Source organism: Paenibacillus sp. JJ-223 (assembly GCF_927798175.1).
In the GTDB taxonomy this organism is placed as follows: Bacteria; Bacillota; Bacilli; order Paenibacillales; family Paenibacillaceae; genus Paenibacillus; species Paenibacillus hubeiensis.
The window spans coordinates 64744-85843 of record NZ_CAKMMP010000001.1 but is presented as its reverse complement, the minus strand read 5'-3'; the positions used below and the strand labels follow the sequence as shown (position 1 = coordinate 85843).

Below are 21100 nucleotides of genomic sequence, written 5' to 3'. Positions count from 1 at the left end.
TATAATACTTTTCAGAGCCATACAAGTAATTAATATATTTCACAGGAGATATAGATAATATCTATGACTACAAATTACGAGTTGTATAAAGTTTTCTATTGGGCCGCCAAAACCGGAAGCCTGACCCAGGCCGCCAAGGCGCTTTACATTACGCAACCCAGCGTCAGCCATGCGATCAAACAGCTCGAGGACAGCTTCGGGCTTACGCTCTTCTATCGCACGTCCAAAGGCGTTGCACTGACCCAGGAAGGCGCCAGTCTGTATTCCTACATCGAGCAGTCGCAGATCCTGATCTCGATGGCGGAAGAAAAAATGGCCGCGCTCAAAAGCCTGGACAGCGGAGAGCTGCGCATGGGCGGCAGCGATTCGCTGTTCAAGCATTACATGCTCCCGTTTCTGGAAGAGTTCCATACCCAATATCCGGGCATCAAGCTCCACCTAAGCCATGGGACGACGCCGGAAGTCATAACGTTCCTGAAAGAAGGCAAAATCGACCTGGGCGTCGTGCGCATGCCGATCGTCGATCCCCAGCTTGAGGTCAAGGAAAGCCTGCAGCTTAACGATACATTCGTTGCCGGGGAGCGTTACGCTGCCGAATTGAAAGGCAAAATCATTACGTTGGAGCAGCTGCTGGAGCATCAGCTGATCCTTTTTTCACGGAACAGCCGGGTACGGATGGCGATTACGGAGTTATTCAACAGTTACGGTTACACGCCAAGGCCCGAAATCGAAGTCGGCAGCGTTGATTTGCTGATCGAGTTTGCTCGGCGGGGATTGGGTATTTCTTATGTGACGCGCGAATTCATTACCAAGGAACTTGAAGAAGGTTCCCTGTTCGAAGTGCAGCTGGATGTTACTCTACCGCCGTCCCAGGTGGGCATCATGACCAAACGCAACATGCCTATTTCCTTGGCAGCAGGCCGATTTATGGAACTTATTTTCAAAAATTAAGAAAAGAGCCTTTTCGTCCGCGGAGGATGAAAAGGCTGTTTCGTTTTTCGAGGCAAACTAACTTTGAGACAAACTCATGAAAACAAATTTTATTCCCAGCCCTCCCTCTTGGGAGGGTTGGAACCTTTGGTCCCCAGATCGGACACAGCGTCCATACAACCGATGGGCGGACCCACAATAGCATCGCTTCTGATGGATGCGATCGCCTTGGCGTAAGCCTCTTCATCCAAGCAGTACGCGCGCTGGGCCACTTCCGGAGGCGTCGCGGCCAGAAAGTCCGCGCCAAGCACGATATCCGGCGTAGGCACGTCAAAGATCGTCAGCACGTGCACGTCATCCGTTTCTGCCACGAACCAGTGAAACCAGCCCTTCGGAAAGATCGACACCTGCCCTGGCTTCAGCCGGTAATTCAAACGTTTGCGCGTAAACGGGTCAAACACGGACGTGGTCACTTCGCCTGAAATGACAACGACCATTTCCGTTGAATTGATGTGGTAGTGTGGCTGCACAATGATCCCTTTGGTCATATGAATATTGAAAAATCCATTTTTGATTGCAGGCAATTGCTCACCGAACAGCTGGGTTACAACGTTGCGCGGATCACGCTGATAATTAATCACGGCTGTGGAATCGGCCGCCAGCTGCACATTCGGGTCTTGCAAAATCGGATCGATCATGCCACGGTTACCTCCTTTATTGGGCAAATTGCTCATTGTTGTACTGTATGCGTCCTAGAGCAGAGTCATGCCGGAAGCCCTAAGAATGTGCCCCGCAAATGAAGAAAAGCCTGCTGACGCATTACGCGCCGGACAGGCTTGTTGTCATGATTGTAATGGCTCACATTTCGTCGATAAAACGGGCAAACTCCCGGCCCGGATCGGCTAGGAAATCGTTCAATGCCGCGATGTCGCCCTGCTCCTGATGTTCAAGATCGACGTATCCGATCCGCTTCATGCCCGGATTCCAGACGATGGCGATGTGCGAATACTGGTCGACTCGGGAAGATAGGCGCAGCAGCTTTTTTCGGCCTAATTTCATTTCCACCGCATCGACCAGATGGAAAAATTCAATATAACCGACGCCCGAATCGTTGGTTGGCAAATCCACCCGGCCCGGATTGTCCATCATAAAATCAATCAGCGGCTGTGGCAGCTTGTACGCTTTCAGAGCATGCAGCTTGTTGCTCACGCTGTGAAATTCCTCGGGCTCATGCGCCTTGAGATATTCCGCCATTTCCCCGTTGTTCTGCGATACTGCGATGGTATAGGCTCGTTCCCCGTCCTTCTCCTGAATCGTCACGTCCGCCCCCTGTTCGACCAAAAACCGAACCATGTTCAGATTGTTGTTGCGGGCAGCGACGGTTAACGGGGTCGCCTTGTATGGATACACCATGTCCGGCTCGTTGTAATTGATGTCGACGCCGTGATCCAGCAAATAACGGACTGTTTTCATGTCGTGATCCGACACCGCTGTGCGCAGCGTTTTGCCGGCGTATTTCCGGATGTCCAGCCCCAGTTCGTTGAACAGGGGAATGTTGTTCTTGTTGCCGTAATACGCCTCGTCGTACGCGGTGGATTTCACCTTGCTGCGGCCGTCGAGCCTTGCTCCCTTTTCATGCAAATACCGGATCACGTCTTCCCCGCAATAACGGGCCGCCTGAAGCATCGCTGGTCGGTCTTTGGCATTCAGTTCCGCCCCGTGTTCGACCAACAGCTTCACCATATCCGGTTTATTCAAAGTCAATGCGATATCCAGCGGAGTCATGGATATGTATTTGCTCAGCACGAGCGGCTCTTCGAGCGCCAAGCCTTCATCTATCGCCTGTTCCACCACAGGCAGGTTGTTCTCCCAGATCGCCTCCGCAATCGCGGGCAATGTTTCGAATTTCCCCATATGGCCGATTTTGAACATTAATGCATCCCTCCTTGCGCATCTTGATCCTATTTTGCAGTTCTAGCAACCCTCAAATATTTATCATACAAAAGGCGGCCGCCTCTTTCATCGTCTGATTGTCCCAAAACACCGGAACGTCCTGCTTGGCTTTGCCAAAAAAGATGCGCACAAGCGCATCATCGGGCGGGCTTCTTCTACTTCACCCATATTTTTTTGTCGATCTTGCCCCAAGCGCTCAAGAATGGGGCTGAAAACCGATCCCATGACGGAATTTGAGAACTTCATTCATCTTATGATAAGATTAGGGCTATCCGTTTTTCAGCAGAGTGCCGGTCGGTCTGCAGACCGGATTCGGAAAGGACCTTATGAAATCTACCGGAATATTTGACATACAGTCCAAATTGCACGAAATGATTCCCCCGCTGGATCTGCGCAGCTGCCTGGTAAGCGTGCGGGGTGAAACGATCTATGAGCACTACCGGAACCCGGAGATCCCCGGGCAAATTGCCAAGATCAATTCATGCACCAAAAGCATACTGTCTTCTCTCATTTGCATTGCGATGGATCACGGATGGTTATCCGGGCCGCAAACGGAAATTTCCGCCTTTTTCCCGACATTGCTGGATGATCCCGATCCTCGCAAAGCACGCATAACGCTTGAGCATCTGTTAACCATGACTGCCGGGTTCGATTGGGACGAATTCGGCGGAAAAAATTCCTTTCCGCGCATGACCCGTACGGAGCGCTGGGTCGACTTTGCCTTGGAGCAGCGACTGAGCCACGCTCCAGGTACCTATATGGAATACAATTCGGGCGTGTCGCAGATGTTATCCGCCATATTGATGCAGGCAACGGATATGCCTGTTGCACGATTCGCGGAACGTTTCCTGTTTGGTCCCTTGGGCATTGAAACGGTTGAGTGGGAATCTGATCCTCAAGGCGTACATACGGGAGGTTTTGGCCTGAAAATGCGGCCGGGCGATCTGCTCAAATTCGGGCAGCTGTTCCTGCAGCAGGGCATGTGGAATGGCGAGCAAATCATCTCCACCGAGTTGGTGCATCGCTCCACCCAGCCGTTCATCGACGTTACGCCTCCGAACCGCGGCCGTTATGGCTGGCATTGGTGGGTGGATGCCCATCCCGGAGAAGCAAAGGCGGCTGCCGAACAGCAATCCGGCACGAAGCACTCAACGGGCTTAGAAGCTGCCGATGCCGCTTCACTCGATTACTACTATGCGCGCGGCTTCGGCGGTCAGTACGTTTACGTCGTGCCTGCGCTGGAGCTTGTGACCGTGCTGACCAACGATAAGCGCAAACGGGACAAGCCGCCGTTGGACGTATTTCCGCGCCTGATTGCGCCCATGCTCTACGGAGCATCCAACATATAATGGACCGCGCACTCTCCAAAAGGGGGAGCAACAAAGAGCGAATTCATTTCCGGACAGCCGTCCGATTTGAATTCGCTCTTTGGGTTGACCGTTCATTCTTTATCCCATTCCTCTTCAATCGCGCGGCTGATCCGATACGGTCCCGATTCCCGATTGGAGCAAATGACCAGCTGTGCATTCTGCTGCGGGTATACGGCAGACATAAAGGATACGCCCGGATCAAAACCCATCACGTGCATTTTGAATGGTTCTTTACCGTCCAGATCAATCCATACGCCTCTTCCATAATACTCGTTGTCTTCCTGGCGGCTATAGGGCTTGAGCAGCTGACTCGTTCCTTCCCCGCTCAACAATTCGTGGTTCAACAACGCACTCCAAAAGCGAAGCATATCCGGCCCCGTGGTATAAGCCCCCCCATCCGCTCCGCCTTTGACGGGAATCGAAAAAACATTGGATGTCCACGTCCCGTCTTCATGATCCACATACCCCGTTGCAGTGTTGCGAGGAAGCCGGTCTGCTTCAAAATAACCGCTATCCTCCATTTGGCAGCGGCGGAAAACATGCTCTTCGACATATTCAGCAAACGAAGTTCCCGATTGTTGTTCGATAATGAGACCAAGCACGATATAACCTGCATTGTTGTAATGGAATCGTTCGCCCGGCGCAAACTTCATCGGCAGGTTTTGAAACATCGGAAGGAAATCACCGGGTTCACGCATCGCATAGACCGGTCGTTCCTTCCACAAGGACGCAAAATCGTGCATTTCCTCCTCGTCGAAATAATCCGGGATGCCCGCGGTATGCGTCAGCAGTTGATGCACGGTGATCGATTCATCCCAAAGCGGAAAGTCGATATCCAGCACCTCGGACAGCCTGGACTCGTAAGTCAGTTTCCCCTGCTCGACCAGTTGGCCGATCGCTACGGCGGTAAAGATTTTGCAGCCGGACGCAATCCCGAATCGGGTATCCGGCATAATGGGCAACTCATCGCTTCGCTGGGCATGCCCTCGTGTCAGGTTGAGCAGCGTTTCCCCGTTTTTCCGGAAAAGCACTATACCTGAAAAATCAAGCTGTTCCATAATCGCCGACACCTTGTTTACCAGTTGGCTTCCTTGCACCACCCGTACCACCTACTCCCTCGAAACATGATTTTCCCTTCGTCGACCCTGATGAATCAACGCATAAACAGCCACGTATACGCTCAATAGAAATACTCCGAAAAACATGCAAAAGGCCAGCGAAGTTCGGCTAAGACTCTCATGCATGAGTTCGATCAGCATATCCCGGTTGGTTAACACGTCCCAACTGTTCAGGCGATAGACGCGGCCCAGCAAAATGCCGTAACTTCCAAGCGCGCAGCCGACAAGCACGAAAATCCAGGACACGATGCGCCCAAACTTTCTCCAGATCAGTTCATGAATCTGGTACATCGACAGGAAACCAAGCAGCAGCCCTGTCCACACAAACATCATGACGACAATCAAATCATACCAGTATCTGAAATGGATTTCGTCTCCCGCAACATATTTGCCGCTACGTACGGTGAGGTGCAACAGGTCGGTGACGATATAGGCCGCATTAGGGAAAAACAACAGCCATACCAGCCCGCTTGCAGCAGCCAGCCACCCAGCCGCTTTCCATTTCAGATGGGCAAGGGCATAGGATGCCGAAGAAAAAACGAACGGCAGCCATGCCAGGAACAGATTCCAGATCAAAAAGCGGAAATAGCGCTGATCCAGCCAATCCGCAGCGGCATAGTATAATCCGACCGTGACCGCAGTTAATACACACATGATGAAAAACAAGTTTATGTAGTTCAGCTTCTTCAACGATCAAACCTCATTTCATGCGAGCCTGCGGCTCCGATATTGGGCGGTCCTTCATTTCTATCGAAATTCCAAAATTCTACTTGATATACCTGATCATACCATTCCGAAACTCAACAATCAAAGGCCGTGAGGACCGACAGACAAAGACAAATTCGTAACCTTTTTGTGCCTGATTAGTTTGCCGGCGACGGGTTGAGTCATTTCAATTCCGATTTAACCTATATCGCTTTGGTAAAAGAAATCAATGTGCCGAGTGTCCGAAACTTCTGCAGCAGGCCAACCACCTTAAAGGTTCGTTATACGTAGGTTATCTGTTCAGCGGCAGCGATAACTCGCCCGGCCTACGACTGGACTGCCGACGATGAAGAGCGCTGCATCAATTCTGTGGTCAAGGAGGCTTATGAAAAAGCCGTACAAAACCGGGAGCCCGGGTCCCAAAGCGTACTTCTGGATGCCATCGAACAGATTCTCCCGCTCCTGGACGAGAACAACGGTCAGCTCACTCCTGAAATTCGGAATATCATCGAATCACTATATGAACGTTTTACAGAAGAATAAAGTTGTATGCGCAGCGAAAAAAGCGGCAGCCCCTTCTCTTCGGGTGCTGCCGCTTTGTGTGTCAATATGTCGGATAGGGTCTTCATTCTTGGAGATCAATGTTCTCCTGTGTTATTTTGATCGATCTCAATTTGTCCGGGTTTACGATCAGATAACATCCCTCAAGCCGCTCTCCCGATGCATCGGCCTGCAAACAGAGCACGCCTCTCAGCTTACCCTCCACAAACAAAGCCGCCTGGGGTTCTCCGTTGATCCGAACGACCATCCACTGCATTTGCCGCAGTCCATTCAGAACCCGCCGCGAGGTCAGCAGGGCCACAACGCCTTTTCGTACGTTCATCGTTCTCATGACCGTATGCACCTTGCCTCCGCCATCGGAGGTGAATACAGGCTGCTCGGCCAGCAATTCCATCATGGCCCCTACGTCATAGTTCATGAATGCAGCCGTGAACCGGGAAAGCAATTTCTGTTTGGCGGCAAGCTCGGCTTCGCCATATTCCATGGAAGGAACGCTGCTCGGCAAATTGCGTTTCGCGCGGCTGAAAATTTGGCGGCAGTTGCTTTCGCTTTTTCCAAGCCACTCGGCAATATCACGATATTCGTGCCCAAACGCCTCGCGCAGCACAAAGACGGCACGCTCCACAGGCGACAGACGCTCCAGCATGACCAAATAGGCATAGGAGATCATTTCCTTTTGCGCCATCGTTTCCTCGGGCATCAGGCCGGGGTCGGTCATCGGTTCGGGCAGCCATTCGCCCACATAGCTTTCCCGCTGATTACGGGCAGAAGCGAGCAGATTCAAGCTGCGATTTACAATGAGCTTTGCGATATAGGACTTGGGATTGCGAATGGGTTCATCCACTTCTCTCTGCTGTTGCTCCTGTGCCTGCAATGCAGCGAAACAGTCCTGGACGACATCCTCCGCTTCGACGACGCTGCCGAGCATCCGGTAAGCAATCGAAAAGGCATACGCCTTGTATTGCCTATATAATTTACCAACGTCCAGAGAAGCACCCTCCGTTGCATTGGCAGATGTGTCGATATTCATGGTCTGTGGCCTCCTCTGGACCGTTGGGTTATGGGAAAGATCTTATTTATAACATCCCGGGAACATGCCGGTCGTAATGGCAATACGGTTCCAGCTGTTGATGGTGTTGATCGCCATCACAAGGTCCATCACTTCAGCTTCGCTAAAGTGTTCGCGCACACGCTCAAACAATGCATCAGGCACGCCTTTCCCCGCAATCAGCGTAACCGTCTCGGCCAACTCCAACGCCACACGCTCTTTATCCGTATACAGCGGAACCTCCCGCCATACGCTCAGCAGCAAAATGTGATCGGCATAATCGCCCAGTTTCATCAGATCCTTCGCATGCATGTCGAGGCAAAATGCGCATCCGTTGATTTGGGACACTCTGATCTTGATCAGCTCATACAATACCTTGTCTTCGAACTGTCCCGATACGTATTGCTCTAGCGCCGACATGGCTTTATATGTGCTTGGGCTGGCTTTCATGTGGTTCATTCTCATTTTCATTAGGTTCGCCTCCAGTTATGGTTTCATACTGAAGACAAACGAGGGGACCGGTTTGTGACAAGATTCAGGATTTCTGATAAAAAAATGTTTCTGCGACATAGATCCATCAGAAATATGTATCCAATACGTTCTTCCAGCTCCATTCGGCGGATGACAAATGGATGCTCTTCAGCCAAGGCATGCGTTCGATTACATCAGGTACACTCTCAATTAGGCTATTGGAGATGTTCAAATATTTCAGCTTGGCCAACTTTTCCAGTTCGGGAGGAAGTTCCTTAATGGCAGTGTACGCAATATGAAGGCTTTCCAACTGGCTGAGCTCGCCAATTTCCGGAGGAATGCGATCCAATGCGATGTCCTGCTTCGGTTTGGGCTTCCAATCCGAATCTTGAATGAATGAAGTTCCGCAATATATGGTCAGATGCTTCAGTTTCTTTAGTCTGCGAATGTTTGCCGGAAGGCTTTCCAGATCCCCGGTCATGATGCTTAATTCCTCCAATGAAGCAAGTTCAAACAATGCTTTCGGGAGCGTGAACAGATCCCGCTCGACAATCTCCAGACTTTTTAACGCTTTCAATTCCTTGATACGGTCAGGTATAGCTTGGATCCCCATAGAACTGATCTCCAGACGATCCGTCTGATTTCGAATGGCGTCATCAAGTAGACGGTCCAGCTCCTCATGCCGTTTGAGCCTAAAGAAGAGCCCGGGAATTCGCTCCATGAGCTGAATCGCTTCTTCTTCGGAGATGCGCATGCCGAACATGTCTTCATGTGCGACGCTGAAGAAATAATCACTCCCGTCTTTTTGCAAAAAACAGAGATCATCCGGCAAATCGGGATAGAACCAGTCTTTGAAACGTCTGGCCTCCTGTTTCAGAATCTGTCCGGATTCCGGAGTGCAGCGAAAAATGTAGTACGTTCCCTCGGTATACATGGCCCCGCTGCGGAGCATCAATTCTTCCATCGAACATTTTTCGATCAGATACGGTTCCAGTTTGCTCAATACCTCGCTTACTCGTAAAGGCATATCATCATAGTACCCCCGATCCACCAGCATAAAGCGATCCGTGCGCTTAATCAGCTCATCAATGAGCTGTTCATAAGCTTCATTCCTCGGGTCCGTATGAAACGGTATCATCGTTGACCTCCTATTCGAGTCCAATTCAAGCATTCTTTGCAGCAACAGGAGGACCGATCAATAATCAATCTCCTCCATCGTGCTCAGGTTCCTGTTCGATTGTTCCAGCATCTGCGTGAACGTCGGCGCCACGTAATAAACAAAGTCCGGGTCATGCACATAAACGATAACCTGGCCATATGTTCCCTGCTCCGTCGGATCGAAATCCAACATCAAATAGAGCGAGCCTCCGGCGATGGTCGCAAACGGAACCCGTGATTGGTGGAAAAGATAAGGCCGGATTTCCGGGTCCAGTTTACCGATTTCCTCTGCCGAATAAAACTCGTCCAGCCTCTGGTTCTCCCCGCTGATCATTCGCATCCCATCCCGCATCTCCTCTAGCGACATCAAATAAAACGGCGTCCATTCCCCCGCCTCTTCATCGCCGGGATACAACACATGAAGAGCATAACCGCTGCCGTTTTTGCGCTCGTAAAACGCACGGAAATCGGCAGGCAAGCGAACGCCAAACTCCTGTTCAAAGGCGTTTAGCTCTGCCGCTGAAGCCCCGCCAATATCCCGATACTGGTCAAGCAACTCCCGAATTTCTGCCTCTTGGACCTTTTCCTCCAACAAAAACTCCAATTCATCCATCAGCGTATGGACATGGCGTATCGATCCCGACGTCTCATCCGGCTTCATCCTCTTTCCCCTTTCCGTTCATGTACGTTATTGCTCCGCGGCATTCTCGCGAACGTATTCCCTATACTCCCAAAAAGCTTCTTTTTCACCGCCATCTTCCAATAGAATCATGATGGCATAGGATAACATGCCCAGCCATTGATCCATCTGGTCGATTTGTTTCTGCGAAATCAATCCGTTTCTGCGCAGCATGCCTTCCGGTTCTACCGCCCAAGCCCGTCCAAGATGCACGATGCTCCACAAGCAGGACATGATCTCCCGATCAACGGCCGACTGCGACAAATCCGGAGACAGGACCCGCACAATCTCCATCAGTTCATGAAAATTTTCTTCAAATAAGGTGCCTCGAAACGGGCGAAGACTGCCCAGAAAACCATGCTCCATCTTTGGGTGCTGAACGTCATCAAACGCAAAAGCATGGCATTTCAGGAGCAGCACCGCTTCATCGCGCGTCATTGGCATCCCTCCCCTTTCCGTGATACATTCATCCCGTTTAACAGGCGGTTACCAACGCACAGGGTTCTCGCCGCGCAGCAATACGAACCGTTCCCGCTCACGCAGCGTCCCCGTACCGATGCTGTATTCATCCATGACCGGCGATGCGAGATCCAGCACATGAAGCATGCCGCTGTAGGTACCTACCAATAGCTCGGACCGATCGGGTGAGGTCGCCAATGAAAAGATCGTGCCGCCGACATAATAACGCCACTGCTCCTGTCCCGCCTGATCGATGCAGCGCAGATAACCGTAAGCATCTCCGACAACGATGCCTTCCTTCACTTCAACGGCGGCATACATGCGCGCATGCTCATCCACTATAGGCCAATCCTCTCTTTTTTCGTTGCCTTCCGCCTCTTCCAAAGGAATTCGGATCGTAACGCCATTGTAGAAATGGCAGGAATTGAACCAGACATTGCGGTTGTCGCCAGAAAAAACGGCATAGTGCGGATAGCTCGATTCGGGATAGAACATGTACTTTTGGCCTTGGCGGCGATTGAGCAGCGTGTGCTCACTCGCTTGGCTTCCATAGGCAATCCATGTGCCGTCCCTGGAAACCGCAGCATGCCCCATATCCAAACGCGTGTCTTCGAGTTCATATTCCTCGATATCTTCCGGATCCGGATGAAGCAGTTCTACTTTATTAGGTTCGATCAGATAGATGCCATAATAGGATTGCAGCAGCAGCACCTTTCCGTCTTCCAGAGGGACGAGCAGCTCCAAGGTCCGCTCCGGGAACTCGCAGTCCGCAAAGGACTCGGTATTCGGCAGAATTTCATGGATCAGATCCTGAATGTCTCCCCAACGATAGGTGGCTAACCGTTCGCCTTCCAAGGCCCCGTCCGGCCTGCTCACGACATGAATGCCATCGGCAGAAGCAAGCGCCCATACTAACTGATCGGCGGAACATCCGGCAAATGTATATGCTGTGCCGCGCAGCTCTCCTTGCCGGTTGGCCGTATATACTCGTCCCTGGTGAGCCATCGAACCGCTGCTGAACACAATAGATCCATCGTGCAGGTATCCGATCGCGCGGATAGGCTGCATTTGCTTGTCAAACGCTTCAGCCATCGGCCAAGTCGCAGCAGGAAGTTCCTCGCGAAGCCGACTGATTTCACCGGCTTCATTGGCTTTCTTCACCATTTCCCACACCGCTTTGGCCCACTGTTTCCGCTGATCTTCCGCAATTTCGGATTCATCCGGCTGCTCGCCGGCCATGCTGCGCCGCACAAATGCGTTCACATTGTCCGCATACCGCCTGCCTTCCGCTCGCCATGCCGCAGCAATGCGTTCATTCAACCAATTCAATATGATTCCTCCGCTCCCATAGGATTGATAGCCTTGCAGTCATGTTCCTGCAATACACGATCGATCTCCGTCTCAGGCGCCCCGCCTGCTTTCCCCGCCTCATAAAATAAGGCGATCTCCGATCCGTACGCATAATTGAAGCGGAGATATCCACCCATGGAAGCCGAAAACAGTTTGCATGTATGCTGATTTTCCAGTATAGCATCCCATTCAAAACGGGCCTTGAATACTTGCGCAACCTCTTGCAGCGACAAGCCTCCCTGCTTCGCTCCAGCATAATGGTAAAACGTATGCTGCCGCAGCTCGTTCCATGGCTCGAAATACCGAGGTTCGGCCAATGAGGCATCAGAGTACACGTCGCTGTAGATTCGATTCAGCTGCTCGCCGAATCCCTCTTCCATGTCGTGCCACAAACGGATGCGTTCATCGTGGCGCGGAAGCCACAGCAGTCCTGCGACGCCGGAATGAATCGCCAGAAAATCCCCATCGACCGAGCTGCCGATGCTTATGCATTCCCCGATCTGCTCCTGGCTGATCGGCGCTTCTTCGTCGTGCAGCCAAAAGTCATACTCGGCAAAGGGTTTCAATACCTCGGCATCGGGGCCCTGTATGTTCATCCATCCCGAGTATGTCCCTTCGCCATATGTGCCCAGCCAGCTGCGGTATGAACGAGGCAGCGTGACGGCATGCCGTTGTTCGAATGAATCCAGTTCCTCGGCGGGTACCGGGTTGAGCATGCGAGTCACAATATACATGTTTATGGCTTCCTCCCATCATTAACGTCATGAACATGTCGACATTTCATCTATAGAAACCGCAGCGTCTGTTTGTTTTTTGCGGCCTATATAGGCGGTTAAGCCAGTTCTTCCTGCAGCACTTCGGTTGCCAGCCCTTTGCGATTCACGATCCGAATGGCAAACGCGTCGTACCCGTCCCGCTGGACTTGCTCGAATTCCACTTTTTCGCCTGTGATCAGTTCGAACCTTCCGTCCTCATCAACCTCTTCCCCGAACTCTTCATCCCATGGCACGTTGTAAAAGGCAGACAAATGCACTTCAAACACATCTTCTCCTTCAATGTCCAAATACGGACGAAGCGGGCGATTGGCAATATCCTCCTCGGGATATGTCTCGCATACCATCGCATCGTACCCATGCTTGGCCGAATCGATCAACAGAAAGCGTTCTCCGGTTACGGTATGCTCTGCATAGACGATCGAAGGCGTCATTCCATCCCAAGTGATCACTTCATCATCCAGCAAGTCCCCATAATAAAAAAGATGGAACTTGTCATGACCGTCTGCCGTCTGCAGTTTGCCGCGCCACTCCACCTCATGTTGATTTTCATCGGACACCGCCGTGACCAAACCTTCCAAATAGGAAGGTCCTTTATGTACGCCTGTATTGTTCATTGTTTATTCTCCTCCATTGGCTTCATGTGGATCGTTACGATCTTCTGTTCTTCATCGACTTCCAGATTTACGTTTATCCCCAGTTTATCGCGGAACAGGGCGGTGATGTTGAGATAGGGATCACGCGCAGGTTCGCTGCCTCCGTTATGGGTACGGGTCATTCCTTGGTGGATGATGGACTTGACGAGATCGCCGTCTCCTTTTCCCGTTTGCCGATACATATAGATCGGCCTATTGTCCCGATCGTAAAAATTCAACACCGTATCATAGTCATTGGCATTTTTGTATTGATTTTCAGAACGGACATAGTCCGTTTGAGAGCTCTCATAATCCACCCTTCCCGCAAGGTAAGGATTGTCTCCTCCCGTCTCGATGGCATATTCTCCATAAGCCAGTTGGAACAAATATTGAATATGACTCATATCCACCCTGTAGTACAGCTGCCGGTCAGGACCTTGTTTGTCCATGGCGGCAAACCCGTTCACCAACGGCAGAGCATTATACGATTCGCCGTCAACGTCTACTGCCAGGGCATAATCTGATAACACTTTTTCTTTTTGAAAAATACCGTATGTCTGAGCAATGAAATAGGCCGGTATAAGCAAAACAATGAATATCACCAATACAATGAACCATTTTGCGCCTTTTCTCATATGTCTGCCCTCCCCCAAAAAAGGTGCCTGATGGCCCTCTTATCCTGCCTTGTATTGGAGTCTGGTCAATGTGCGAACGACGGCTGAACGGTTTTTGGCCTGTTTCATGTACGCCGGAATGGTATGCGATGCCGTCTTGAGCGGAACGTTTGCCCGTCTCACACGGAGATCGGCGGAGATATACGAAATCAAATAATTCAGATGGGCACGGTTCAGAGCCCAGACCAGCTTGCCCCTGACGTCATCCAGAAAATAAAGTTCCATGCCGAACACCGGATCTCGCCCGTCCCGGGTATCCGGGTAATAACTTCTGCATGCCGGTTTGCGCTGCAGCTCGCATTGGTTGGTCGCCCCGCAATGCGGGCAATCAATGTGAGCGGATTTGTGACGAGTGCGTTTCTCATCCGTTAACTGCACATTAAACCATCGTTCGCACTGTACGCAGTTGCCCTTGGCGCGATATTCGTGCAGCGGCTTTTCATTTGCGCCTGCGTAACATTGGTTGCATCTCCATACGAATTGTCCGTTCTTCTCCACGATTTGAGCATGGCCCCTGCACATTGGGCATCTAACGTCAACCGGCTCCCCTCGGCGAAGAACGGAATAGAAGCTGTATTTGTAGGCTCCTTCATCCTCGAAACGTTTCATGTCGGACTCAGTCCCCCTTTCTATAGAAACCGCCTTAATCAATCACAATAAGCCACTCCGAGCGTAGTACCCTCTTACGATCGCTGTTATCCCCCAATTTTTTCGAATCCCTTGTTCAAAGGAGAAAATACGGACCATCACTTCAAATTATAAGTAAGCCAATCATTCAGCACAAGAAACGAAGGTCTTTGTTTCCGATCCGCGACCAACGTCCTAGGTCCACAAAAGTTCTGCGCGATGGGGAAGTGTGTCTCACGTCACACCCGAATTTCTCATTGTATCGTATTTTATATAGAACAAAACATCTTTCATGTACGTTCAAAGAAGCCAGACTATACTTGATGCAGTCTTTTCGCTGCTTGATTTGTGAAAACGATCACTTAAATAAGGTTGTGTTCCTATGCTCACTTGGTTGAATTGGTTCAAGCTTTCCTTGATCTTTACCGTGTTTACAGCTGCCCTCTCCCATTGCAGTTCCGCCGAAACTGTCGATGTGGAGCCTAAGAACGATTCGGCTTCCGTATCCGTCAGCCAGCCGCCGGTAGACCCGGTCATCCGCAGGGACGGCAATAACGTATATATCGAAATGACCGCCCAAGTTACCGACCTCGAAATTTCCGAAGGCACGATTTACAATGCATGGACGTTTAACGGAACCGCTCCCGGGCCGGTTCTTCGCGTAACGGAAGGCGATACCCTTATTTTCACGCTGAAGAACCTGGATGAAAGTATGCCGCACTCCATGGATTTCCATGCCGTGCATGCTTCGCCCAGCAGCAAATTTATCGATGTTATGCCCGGTGAGCAAGGTACGTTTACATATCCAACGTCTTCCCCTGGCGTGTTCATGTACCATTGCGGCACCAAACCTGTGCTGGCCCACATCGCCAACGGCATGTACGGCATGATTATCGTTGAACCCAAGAACGGTTATCCTTCCGAGAACTTGATCGATCGTGAATTTACGCTCGTTCAGAGCGAATGGTACAAGGAACACGATTATGAATCGTTCCTGAACGACCAACCGGATTACGTCGTATTTAATGGCAATGATTACGGTTTGACCAATTCGCCACTTCTCGCCAAGGTAGGGGACAACGTTCGCATTTACATTAGCAATGCCGGCCCCAATGAAGTATCCTCATTTCATATCGTGGGCACGATCATGGATCGGGTCTACATCGACGGCAATCCAAAAAATATCCAGTACGGCATGCAGACCGTCCTACTCCCTGCGAGCGGCGGCGCCGTAGTGGAGTTTACCGTCACGGAAGAAGGCGATTATCCGATCGTTACGCATCAGTTCAACCATGCTTCCAAAGGAGCCTCCGCCGTGCTTCGCGTGACCAAGGATGGCCTCGATCATGGCGGTCCGCCCATGAAACATTAAGAGACACGTAAAATTAACATTTCGTGTGAGTATCGTCACAGTAGCCCTTCCTTTTACACTATACAGTTAAGACAAGAAGGTTAGGAGGTCATATCATGAATGCGATTGTTAAACTGAATAAGGAACCCCTGATGAGCAAAATGCAGGAATTGTGCACTATACTGCTTCAGGATGAAGGATATCGGGAAATGCGTGCCATGATCGACGAATTCGCCGCGGATGAACAAGCGACAGACCAGTACGAACGGTTTATGGAGATGCATCAGGCCATGGAACAAAAAGAAAGCCTGGACATCGAGCTGCAGGAATCCGAAATCCAGCATTATGAGCAAGCCGAACGCGCGTTGTACGATCATCCGTTAATCCGCCGTTTCCTGTATGCCCAGCGCGAGTTCAGCCAGCTGCATCAAGAAATCAGCCACTATTTCACCAAATCGGTGGAATTGAACCGCCTGCCGGAGAAGAAAGAACTGCCTAAACAAACATGTGGTTGCGGCGGCAGCTGTTCCGGTGGTCACTAATTGATCCGTCCATAATCCAAGAGAGTATCCGCCAGATTCCGATCTGAGCAGATACTCTCTTTTCATTGGCTTGACTATGGAAGCAGTCAACATGGTGAGAGTCTCAAGCCGAGGTCAGTTGTGATTAAAATCACCCGGTCTGTCAAACGGACGCGTTATGATAAAATGATGGGCATCACAACAGAAGCCCACATGCCACGAACAGGACAGAACCAATGATTTCAATGATGCCGATCTTCATCGGTCTAAGCGGCTTCCCTGCATACACAAAGGCCCGCACAGCCGGAAAAACATAGGCCAAGGCCATCCATGGATATCCGATCGCCACCGGGATGAGCAGCAGCACGACGTGCAGGATTAGGGTTAGCCTGGTCCACCGCCGATTGGTTCGTTCCCGAAAGACCGATTTCACAAAAAACGTGCTTCCTGTAAAATAGAGAAAGCTGAACAGCATCACGATCACCATACCGTAATCCCATCCACCTGAACCGATGAGATAGGCGGCAGCGCCGCCAAGCGAAAATACGATCATCGCACAAAGGTCGTTTACCAGGGAACGCTCCCTTTTTTGTCGCACATGCCAGATGTTTACGACCAGCAATCCACACAATACAGGGGCAAACCAAACCAGCTGCGGCTGCCCGATCAGCGGCGGAATCAGGCAGATCAACGCAGCCGTGCCGTAGATGGCAGCCCATTTGTACAACCTGTCCCGGCCTGCTTTGCGCTTCAGCGATTGAAGCAGCGGATATGCTGTCAAATAAAAGCCGAGCCAGGCCAAAAATAGCGGAATATGCAGCCATCGCGGGCTGCTGGCAATGACGCCTACCAGAAAGGGCACACTGACCATGGCCCAGCCGCCATGCTCATGCGGAATAACCATTTTCATGTTCGTCACGAAGCAACCAGCCTCCTATTCATTCCATAATATCATCTTACAGAGAGGAAGATTTCGAATATGCGCAGGGAAAACAAAGATACGGCTGCGGAGTTTCTGCAGCAATTCCCCATTTTTCAGGATCTGACTCCCGAAGAATTGAAACAGGTGGAGGACATCGCCATCTCCAGGAAAATGGTCAAAAAAACGGTCATTTTTACCGAAGGCAGCGAAAAGGAAGCCGTGTTTTTCATTCGCACCGGGATCGTCAAAGCCTATAAAACGGACGAAAACGGACACGAGCAGATCGTTTCCTTCCTCAAAACGGGCGACATGTTTCCGCATACCGGCTTCTTCAATGCCCATCCATACCCGGCTACGGCCGAAGCCATTACGCCATCCGAACTGCTCGCCATTCCGGTAAGGCATTTCGAACGCGTAATGTTGAATACGCCGGCCATCGCCATCAAAATCATGCGCGTGCTCGGAGACAAAATCCGCGAGCTTCAGGACAAGCTGCAAGTCATGTCCGGACAAGACGTGCGCAATCGCGTGCTCTCTTTCCTGCTCATGCTGGCCGAACAGCATGGACAGGCCGACGGCAGCAAGATCGTCATCAACCTGCCGATGACCCACCAGGAATTCGCCAATTCAATCGGAACGACGCGCGAAACGGCCAATCGGCTGTTGAACCAATTGTCCAAGGAACAGCTGCTCAATGTGGATCGAAGCCGGATCGTCATTTACGATTTGCCTGCGCTGAAACAGCAGAGGGACACCGTCTGAAGCCTCCGCCGCTTTACGCCACCCACGTTTGCCCTTCCGAAAACGAAGTTATTTCTGTTCCCGGATCGAAGCCCTACGTTTCGATCGTATGAAAAAGACCTTAACATCAGTCGTGGCGTTAAGGTCTTTTGTGTGTCGATGAAGCAGAAGCATGCGATGAAACTACGTTGCCGGGATATCCCGTTCTCCCATGTCGCTGAACATGCCTGCGTAATATTTCACTTCGCCCGCTTCGTTGCGGATCGCGGTGATGCTAAGCCATTCCAGGTAGACCTCCCCGTTTTTCTTCCGGTTCCATATCTCCCCTTGCCAGTACCCTTTCTGCTTCAGCTCCGACCATAATTTTTCGTAAAACTGCCGATCCTGCTTGCCTGATTTCAGCAGGCTCGGCTTCTGCCCGACGGCTTCTTCCGCACTGTAACCCGTCACGGCGGTGAATGCCGGATTCACGGAACGAATGACGCTATGGGTGTCCGTGATCAGAATCGCCTCCACCGTGTTTTCCAGAATGCTGGCCGACAGCTGCAGCTTCTCCTGGTAGAACATCCAGATTACGAGCACCAGGCTCACCAGCGCGATTTGGGACAACGCCATGAAGCCGATGGCATAATGTCCGGTCATGCCGTAAAGCATCGTAAGCATCAGCGGCGGGAAGAAGCCGCCCAGACCACCCATCGCGGAGATAATACCATTGGCCACGCCCGGCTGCTTGACGAAGTAGAGCGGCACCAATTTGAATATCGTGCCGTTGCCCGTCCCGGCGCACAGCGCAACCGTCAGGCAGCCTACGGTGTACATCATGATGGACGGCGCGAAAGACAGCACGATGGCTGCGATCGTTAATCCGCCGAACACAAACATCAGAATTTTAAACGGATTGAACCGGTCTCCCAGCCAGCCGCCGACAGGGCGCATGATGGTGGCAAGCAGGATGAATCCCGCGGTCCGAACGCCTGCGTCCACTTTGTCCATTTGGAAATGGCTGACGAGGAAGTTCGGCAGATACACCGTAAACGCCACAAACGAACCAAATGTCAAGAAATAGAACAGGCACAGCAGCCACAGCTTGTTGTTACGCGATACTGCCTTGAGCTGCTGCATGAGCGGCACATTGACACGCGTTTCCTTTTTGTCGCCGAGCGCAAAGTTGAGGGCGGCCATGACGACCAGCAAAATGCTGTACAGCATCACCGTTGTCGACCAGCCGAACTTGTCGGCAACAAGCGGCGCACCGAATGCGGACAGAGCCGTTCCCAGGTTGCCGATGCCGTAAATGCCGTTCACGAAGCCGTGACGCTCTTTGGGGTAATATTTCGGGAGCGACGTTACGCCGACAGAGAATACCGCTCCGCCGATGCCGAGAAAAAATCCCCCAATGGCAAGATCCGCAAACGACGTTGCGCGGCTGACCCACCACACGGGAGCCAGCAGCAGAATGAAGCTGATCATGAAAATGTTGCGCGCACCGTACCGGTTCGTCCAATAGCCGATCGGAACCCGTGCGATCGAGCCGATCAAGACCGGAATGGCCGTGGACCATGCCAGCTGGGAAGAAGTCAGCGCAATGTCTTCTTTGATGAAAGGCATGAGGGACGACAGGATCACCCATACCATGAACCCTAGAATCAAACTGGCCGTTTGCAAGGGCAATTGCACCTTACCTTTGTTTCGCATTTACATCGCCCTTTCTTTTTTGTGTTCTTGATTCGGGTATACCGCCCCGTCCCGTCTGCGATATACGACGTAACTCCGTTTCAGGTAGCCCAAGGGCATGCTGAGCATGTGAACGAGACGGGTGAACGGAAACGCGCAGTACAATACAAACGTCAGCAAAATATGAATTTTAAAGTTCATCGGCACCGTCTGCATAAGCGTCGGGTCCGGTTGGAATATCATCAGGCCGCGCAGCCACGGGTTAATCGTGGTCCGGTAATCAAACCCCGTGTGGTTCACCGCATTGGCCGAAGTAGCCAATAGGCCGGAGACGATAACGACGACCAGCGCGATCAACGCAATCCAGTCGCCGGCGCTGCTCGTTGCGCGAACCCTGGGCGACGCATAGCGTCGGATCAGCAGCAGAACCACCCCGGCAAAAGCAATGATTCCGGCAGGCATGCCGCCTGCAATCGCAACGAGGTGGTATCCCTCGTCACTTAACCCCATCCAGTGGTAAAACTCTACCGGCACCAGCAAACCCGCAATATGACCGCATATAACGGCAAAAATTCCGATATGGAAGAGCAGGCTCCCCCAGCGAAGCATGCGTTTCTCCAGCATTTCGCTCGATTTGGACGTCCAGCCGAATGGATTGGTGACATATCTCCAGATCGTGGCCGTAATGCAGAAAATGACCACCATGTAAGGCAGAGCCCCCCATAAAAATAGCTCCAATGTACTCACCGTTTCACCCCACCTGTCCATAATCCGTTCTGCGAGCCGACGTCGGCGCTTGCCTCCACGGCTGCATCGTCATCCGCCTCGGGAAGCACCCGAAGCAGCAATTCAAGCAGCGGCGCGTATGGCGTCGTTAGCCTGGACAGGCTTTCCGCCATCGCCGTCAGCGCTTTGCGGTACACGGAGATTACGCCAAGCGCCTCTTCCTCGGAAGCTTCAGCCGCAAATTCAAGCACCATCGGCAAATAATCCGGCAATTCGCTGCCTTCCATATAGAAACCTGCAGCCTCGTATCTGCGCTTGAGTTCGATCAACGCAGGCCCACGGTCGCGTTCATCCCCGTACACGGCATAGGTCAAGTACAAGTTCGACTTTTTGTCAAAATCGAATGTGCGCACGTATTCGTCCTGCCAGCGGATTGGATCCGCCTCTTCCGCTCGTCTGGAGAACGCGGTCAACACCTTCTGGGCCTCGCCATCTGTAAGGGAGCCTGCAGCTTCGCGGAAGCCCTGCAATCCTGCACGCCATTCGGCATCCGGATACTGGAGCAAATACGAGAGGAGCTTACACACCATTCTCGCTGCATCCCAATCATGAACAAGGGTCGTGCCAGCTCCCTCATTGACATCGGTTGTCATC

General features: G+C 51.7%; 23 protein-coding genes. 5 read left to right on the top strand and 18 right to left on the bottom strand.

The features are described from left to right. Window positions 1-63: 63 nt before the first annotated feature. A complete protein-coding gene (locus L6H98_RS00360) occupies window positions 64-951 on the top strand; it encodes a LysR family transcriptional regulator (RefSeq protein WP_236412004.1) in 888 nt (295 codons plus the stop codon). 89 nt (window positions 952-1040) lie between these two features. Here L6H98_RS00360 and L6H98_RS00355 read toward each other — a convergent pair whose 3' ends face one another. Together L6H98_RS00355 and L6H98_RS00350 are read right to left on the bottom strand one after the other, a co-directional pair. Next, window positions 1041-1628 (bottom strand): cupin domain-containing protein, encoded by a 588-nt coding sequence (locus L6H98_RS00355; protein ID WP_236412003.1) that lies wholly within the window; start codon window positions 1626-1628, stop codon window positions 1041-1043. A 160-nt stretch (window positions 1629-1788) separates the two neighbouring features. After that, a complete protein-coding gene (locus L6H98_RS00350) occupies window positions 1789-2862 on the bottom strand; it encodes an ankyrin repeat domain-containing protein (protein WP_236412002.1) in 1074 nt (357 codons plus the stop codon). Window positions 2863-3209: 347 nt separating this feature from the next. On the opposite strand from L6H98_RS00350, the gene L6H98_RS00345 reads away from it, so the two are divergent. Then, a complete protein-coding gene (locus tag L6H98_RS00345) occupies window positions 3210-4232 on the top strand; it encodes a serine hydrolase (protein ID WP_236412001.1) in 1023 nt (340 codons plus the stop codon). Window positions 4233-4324: 92 nt separating this feature from the next. Here the strand turns inward: L6H98_RS00345 and L6H98_RS00340 are convergent, their stop codons facing one another. From L6H98_RS00340 to L6H98_RS00285, 12 genes are all read right to left on the bottom strand, one after another. Further along, on the bottom strand, window positions 4325-5350 hold the full coding sequence (locus tag L6H98_RS00340; RefSeq protein WP_290371400.1) for a serine hydrolase: 1026 nt from the start codon (window positions 5348-5350) through the stop codon (window positions 4325-4327). 12 nt (window positions 5351-5362) lie between these two features. Next, on the bottom strand, window positions 5363-6061 hold the full coding sequence (locus L6H98_RS00335) for a DUF1361 domain-containing protein (protein ID WP_236411998.1): 699 nt from the start codon (window positions 6059-6061) through the stop codon (window positions 5363-5365). A 640-nt stretch (window positions 6062-6701) separates the two neighbouring features. Continuing rightward, window positions 6702-7667, bottom strand: a complete 966-nt coding sequence (locus tag L6H98_RS00330; protein WP_236411997.1) for a sigma-70 family RNA polymerase sigma factor — start codon at window positions 7665-7667, stop codon at window positions 6702-6704. A 42-nt stretch (window positions 7668-7709) separates the two neighbouring features. Then, entirely contained in the window at window positions 7710-8156 is a 447-nt protein-coding gene (locus tag L6H98_RS00325) for a carboxymuconolactone decarboxylase family protein (protein WP_236411995.1), read from the bottom strand. A gap of 106 nt (window positions 8157-8262) precedes the next feature. Then, complete coding sequence (locus L6H98_RS00320; RefSeq protein ID WP_236411993.1) at window positions 8263-9294, bottom strand: leucine-rich repeat domain-containing protein; 1032 nt, start codon at window positions 9292-9294, stop codon at window positions 8263-8265. Between the two features lie 57 nt (window positions 9295-9351). Next, complete coding sequence (locus tag L6H98_RS00315; protein ID WP_236411991.1) at window positions 9352-9975, bottom strand: SMI1/KNR4 family protein; 624 nt, start codon at window positions 9973-9975, stop codon at window positions 9352-9354. A 27-nt stretch (window positions 9976-10002) separates the two neighbouring features. Continuing rightward, window positions 10003-10431 (bottom strand): hypothetical protein, encoded by a 429-nt coding sequence (locus L6H98_RS00310; protein ID WP_236411990.1) that lies wholly within the window; start codon window positions 10429-10431, stop codon window positions 10003-10005. 48 nt (window positions 10432-10479) lie between these two features. Beyond that, entirely contained in the window at window positions 10480-11781 is a 1302-nt protein-coding gene (locus L6H98_RS00305; RefSeq protein WP_236411989.1) for a hypothetical protein, read from the bottom strand. After that, entirely contained in the window at window positions 11778-12536 is a 759-nt protein-coding gene (locus L6H98_RS00300) for an SMI1/KNR4 family protein (RefSeq protein WP_236411987.1), read from the bottom strand. Before L6H98_RS00300 ends, L6H98_RS00305 begins: the two co-directional genes overlap by 4 nt. Before the next feature lie 98 nt (window positions 12537-12634). After that, complete coding sequence (locus L6H98_RS00295) at window positions 12635-13192, bottom strand: hypothetical protein (protein ID WP_236411984.1); 558 nt, start codon at window positions 13190-13192, stop codon at window positions 12635-12637. Next, on the bottom strand, window positions 13189-13845 hold the full coding sequence (locus tag L6H98_RS00290; RefSeq protein WP_236411982.1) for a hypothetical protein: 657 nt from the start codon (window positions 13843-13845) through the stop codon (window positions 13189-13191). The genes L6H98_RS00295 and L6H98_RS00290 overlap by 4 nt, the downstream gene beginning before the upstream one ends. A gap of 39 nt (window positions 13846-13884) precedes the next feature. Beyond that, window positions 13885-14493 (bottom strand): hypothetical protein, encoded by a 609-nt coding sequence (locus L6H98_RS00285; RefSeq protein WP_236411981.1) that lies wholly within the window; start codon window positions 14491-14493, stop codon window positions 13885-13887. Between the two features lie 400 nt (window positions 14494-14893). Here L6H98_RS00285 and L6H98_RS00280 point away from each other — a divergent pair, with 400 nt between their 5' ends. Beyond that, on the top strand, window positions 14894-15883 hold the full coding sequence (locus tag L6H98_RS00280) for a multicopper oxidase domain-containing protein (RefSeq protein WP_236411979.1): 990 nt from the start codon (window positions 14894-14896) through the stop codon (window positions 15881-15883). Between the two features lie 95 nt (window positions 15884-15978). Then, a complete protein-coding gene (locus L6H98_RS00275) occupies window positions 15979-16404 on the top strand; it encodes a YlbF family regulator (RefSeq protein WP_236411968.1) in 426 nt (141 codons plus the stop codon). Between the two features lie 175 nt (window positions 16405-16579). Here the strand turns inward: L6H98_RS00275 and L6H98_RS00270 are convergent, their stop codons facing one another. After that, a complete protein-coding gene (locus L6H98_RS00270; RefSeq protein ID WP_236412905.1) occupies window positions 16580-17293 on the bottom strand; it encodes a YwiC-like family protein in 714 nt (237 codons plus the stop codon). 69 nt (window positions 17294-17362) lie between these two features. Between L6H98_RS00270 and L6H98_RS00265 the strand changes: the two genes are divergently transcribed. Next, window positions 17363-18067, top strand: coding sequence for a Crp/Fnr family transcriptional regulator (locus L6H98_RS00265; RefSeq protein WP_236411966.1), 705 nt, complete (start codon window positions 17363-17365; stop codon window positions 18065-18067). 162 nt (window positions 18068-18229) lie between these two features. Here the strand turns inward: L6H98_RS00265 and L6H98_RS00260 are convergent, their stop codons facing one another. From L6H98_RS00260 to narJ, 3 genes are read right to left on the bottom strand one after another with little or no spacing between them, the layout of a single operon-like run. After that, window positions 18230-19741 (bottom strand): nitrate/nitrite transporter, encoded by a 1512-nt coding sequence (locus tag L6H98_RS00260; protein WP_236411964.1) that lies wholly within the window; start codon window positions 19739-19741, stop codon window positions 18230-18232. Continuing rightward, window positions 19742-20467, bottom strand: a complete 726-nt coding sequence (gene narI / locus L6H98_RS00255; protein ID WP_290371399.1) for a respiratory nitrate reductase subunit gamma — start codon at window positions 20465-20467, stop codon at window positions 19742-19744. Continuing rightward, window positions 20464-21099 (bottom strand): nitrate reductase molybdenum cofactor assembly chaperone, encoded by a 636-nt coding sequence (narJ, locus tag L6H98_RS00250; protein WP_236411962.1) that lies wholly within the window; start codon window positions 21097-21099, stop codon window positions 20464-20466. The genes narI and narJ overlap by 4 nt, the downstream gene beginning before the upstream one ends. Window position 21100: the final 1 nt, after the last annotated feature.

Excerpts from the sequence above, each read along its gene's own strand:
- L6H98_RS00360 (WP_236412004.1), top strand. The coding sequence starts at position 64 with ATGACTACAAATTACGAGTTGTATAAAGTTTTCTATTGGGCCGCCAAA.
- L6H98_RS00355 (WP_236412003.1), bottom strand. The coding sequence starts at position 1,628 with ATGATCGATCCGATTTTGCAAGACCCGAATGTGCAGCTGGCGGCCGAT.
- L6H98_RS00350 (WP_236412002.1), bottom strand. The coding sequence starts at position 2,862 with ATGTTCAAAATCGGCCATATGGGGAAATTCGAAACATTGCCCGCGATT.
- L6H98_RS00345 (WP_236412001.1), top strand. The coding sequence starts at position 3,210 with ATGAAATCTACCGGAATATTTGACATACAGTCCAAATTGCACGAAATG.
- L6H98_RS00330 (WP_236411997.1), bottom strand. The coding sequence starts at position 7,667 with ATGAATATCGACACATCTGCCAATGCAACGGAGGGTGCTTCTCTGGAC.
- L6H98_RS00325 (WP_236411995.1), bottom strand. The coding sequence starts at position 8,156 with ATGAAAATGAGAATGAACCACATGAAAGCCAGCCCAAGCACATATAAA.
- L6H98_RS00320 (WP_236411993.1), bottom strand. The coding sequence starts at position 9,294 with ATGATACCGTTTCATACGGACCCGAGGAATGAAGCTTATGAACAGCTC.
- L6H98_RS00315 (WP_236411991.1), bottom strand. The coding sequence starts at position 9,975 with ATGAAGCCGGATGAGACGTCGGGATCGATACGCCATGTCCATACGCTG.
- L6H98_RS00310 (WP_236411990.1), bottom strand. The coding sequence starts at position 10,431 with ATGACGCGCGATGAAGCGGTGCTGCTCCTGAAATGCCATGCTTTTGCG.
- L6H98_RS00300 (WP_236411987.1), bottom strand. The coding sequence starts at position 12,536 with ATGTATATTGTGACTCGCATGCTCAACCCGGTACCCGCCGAGGAACTG.
- L6H98_RS00295 (WP_236411984.1), bottom strand. The coding sequence starts at position 13,192 with ATGAACAATACAGGCGTACATAAAGGACCTTCCTATTTGGAAGGTTTG.
- L6H98_RS00290 (WP_236411982.1), bottom strand. The coding sequence starts at position 13,845 with ATGAGAAAAGGCGCAAAATGGTTCATTGTATTGGTGATATTCATTGTT.
- L6H98_RS00285 (WP_236411981.1), bottom strand. The coding sequence starts at position 14,493 with ATGAAACGTTTCGAGGATGAAGGAGCCTACAAATACAGCTTCTATTCC.
- L6H98_RS00280 (WP_236411979.1), top strand. The coding sequence starts at position 14,894 with ATGCTCACTTGGTTGAATTGGTTCAAGCTTTCCTTGATCTTTACCGTG.
- L6H98_RS00275 (WP_236411968.1), top strand. The coding sequence starts at position 15,979 with ATGAATGCGATTGTTAAACTGAATAAGGAACCCCTGATGAGCAAAATG.
- L6H98_RS00270 (WP_236412905.1), bottom strand. The coding sequence starts at position 17,293 with ATGAAAATGGTTATTCCGCATGAGCATGGCGGCTGGGCCATGGTCAGT.
- L6H98_RS00265 (WP_236411966.1), top strand. The coding sequence starts at position 17,363 with ATGCGCAGGGAAAACAAAGATACGGCTGCGGAGTTTCTGCAGCAATTC.
- L6H98_RS00260 (WP_236411964.1), bottom strand. The coding sequence starts at position 19,741 with ATGCGAAACAAAGGTAAGGTGCAATTGCCCTTGCAAACGGCCAGTTTG.
- narJ (WP_236411962.1), bottom strand. The coding sequence starts at position 21,099 with ATGACAACCGATGTCAATGAGGGAGCTGGCACGACCCTTGTTCATGAT.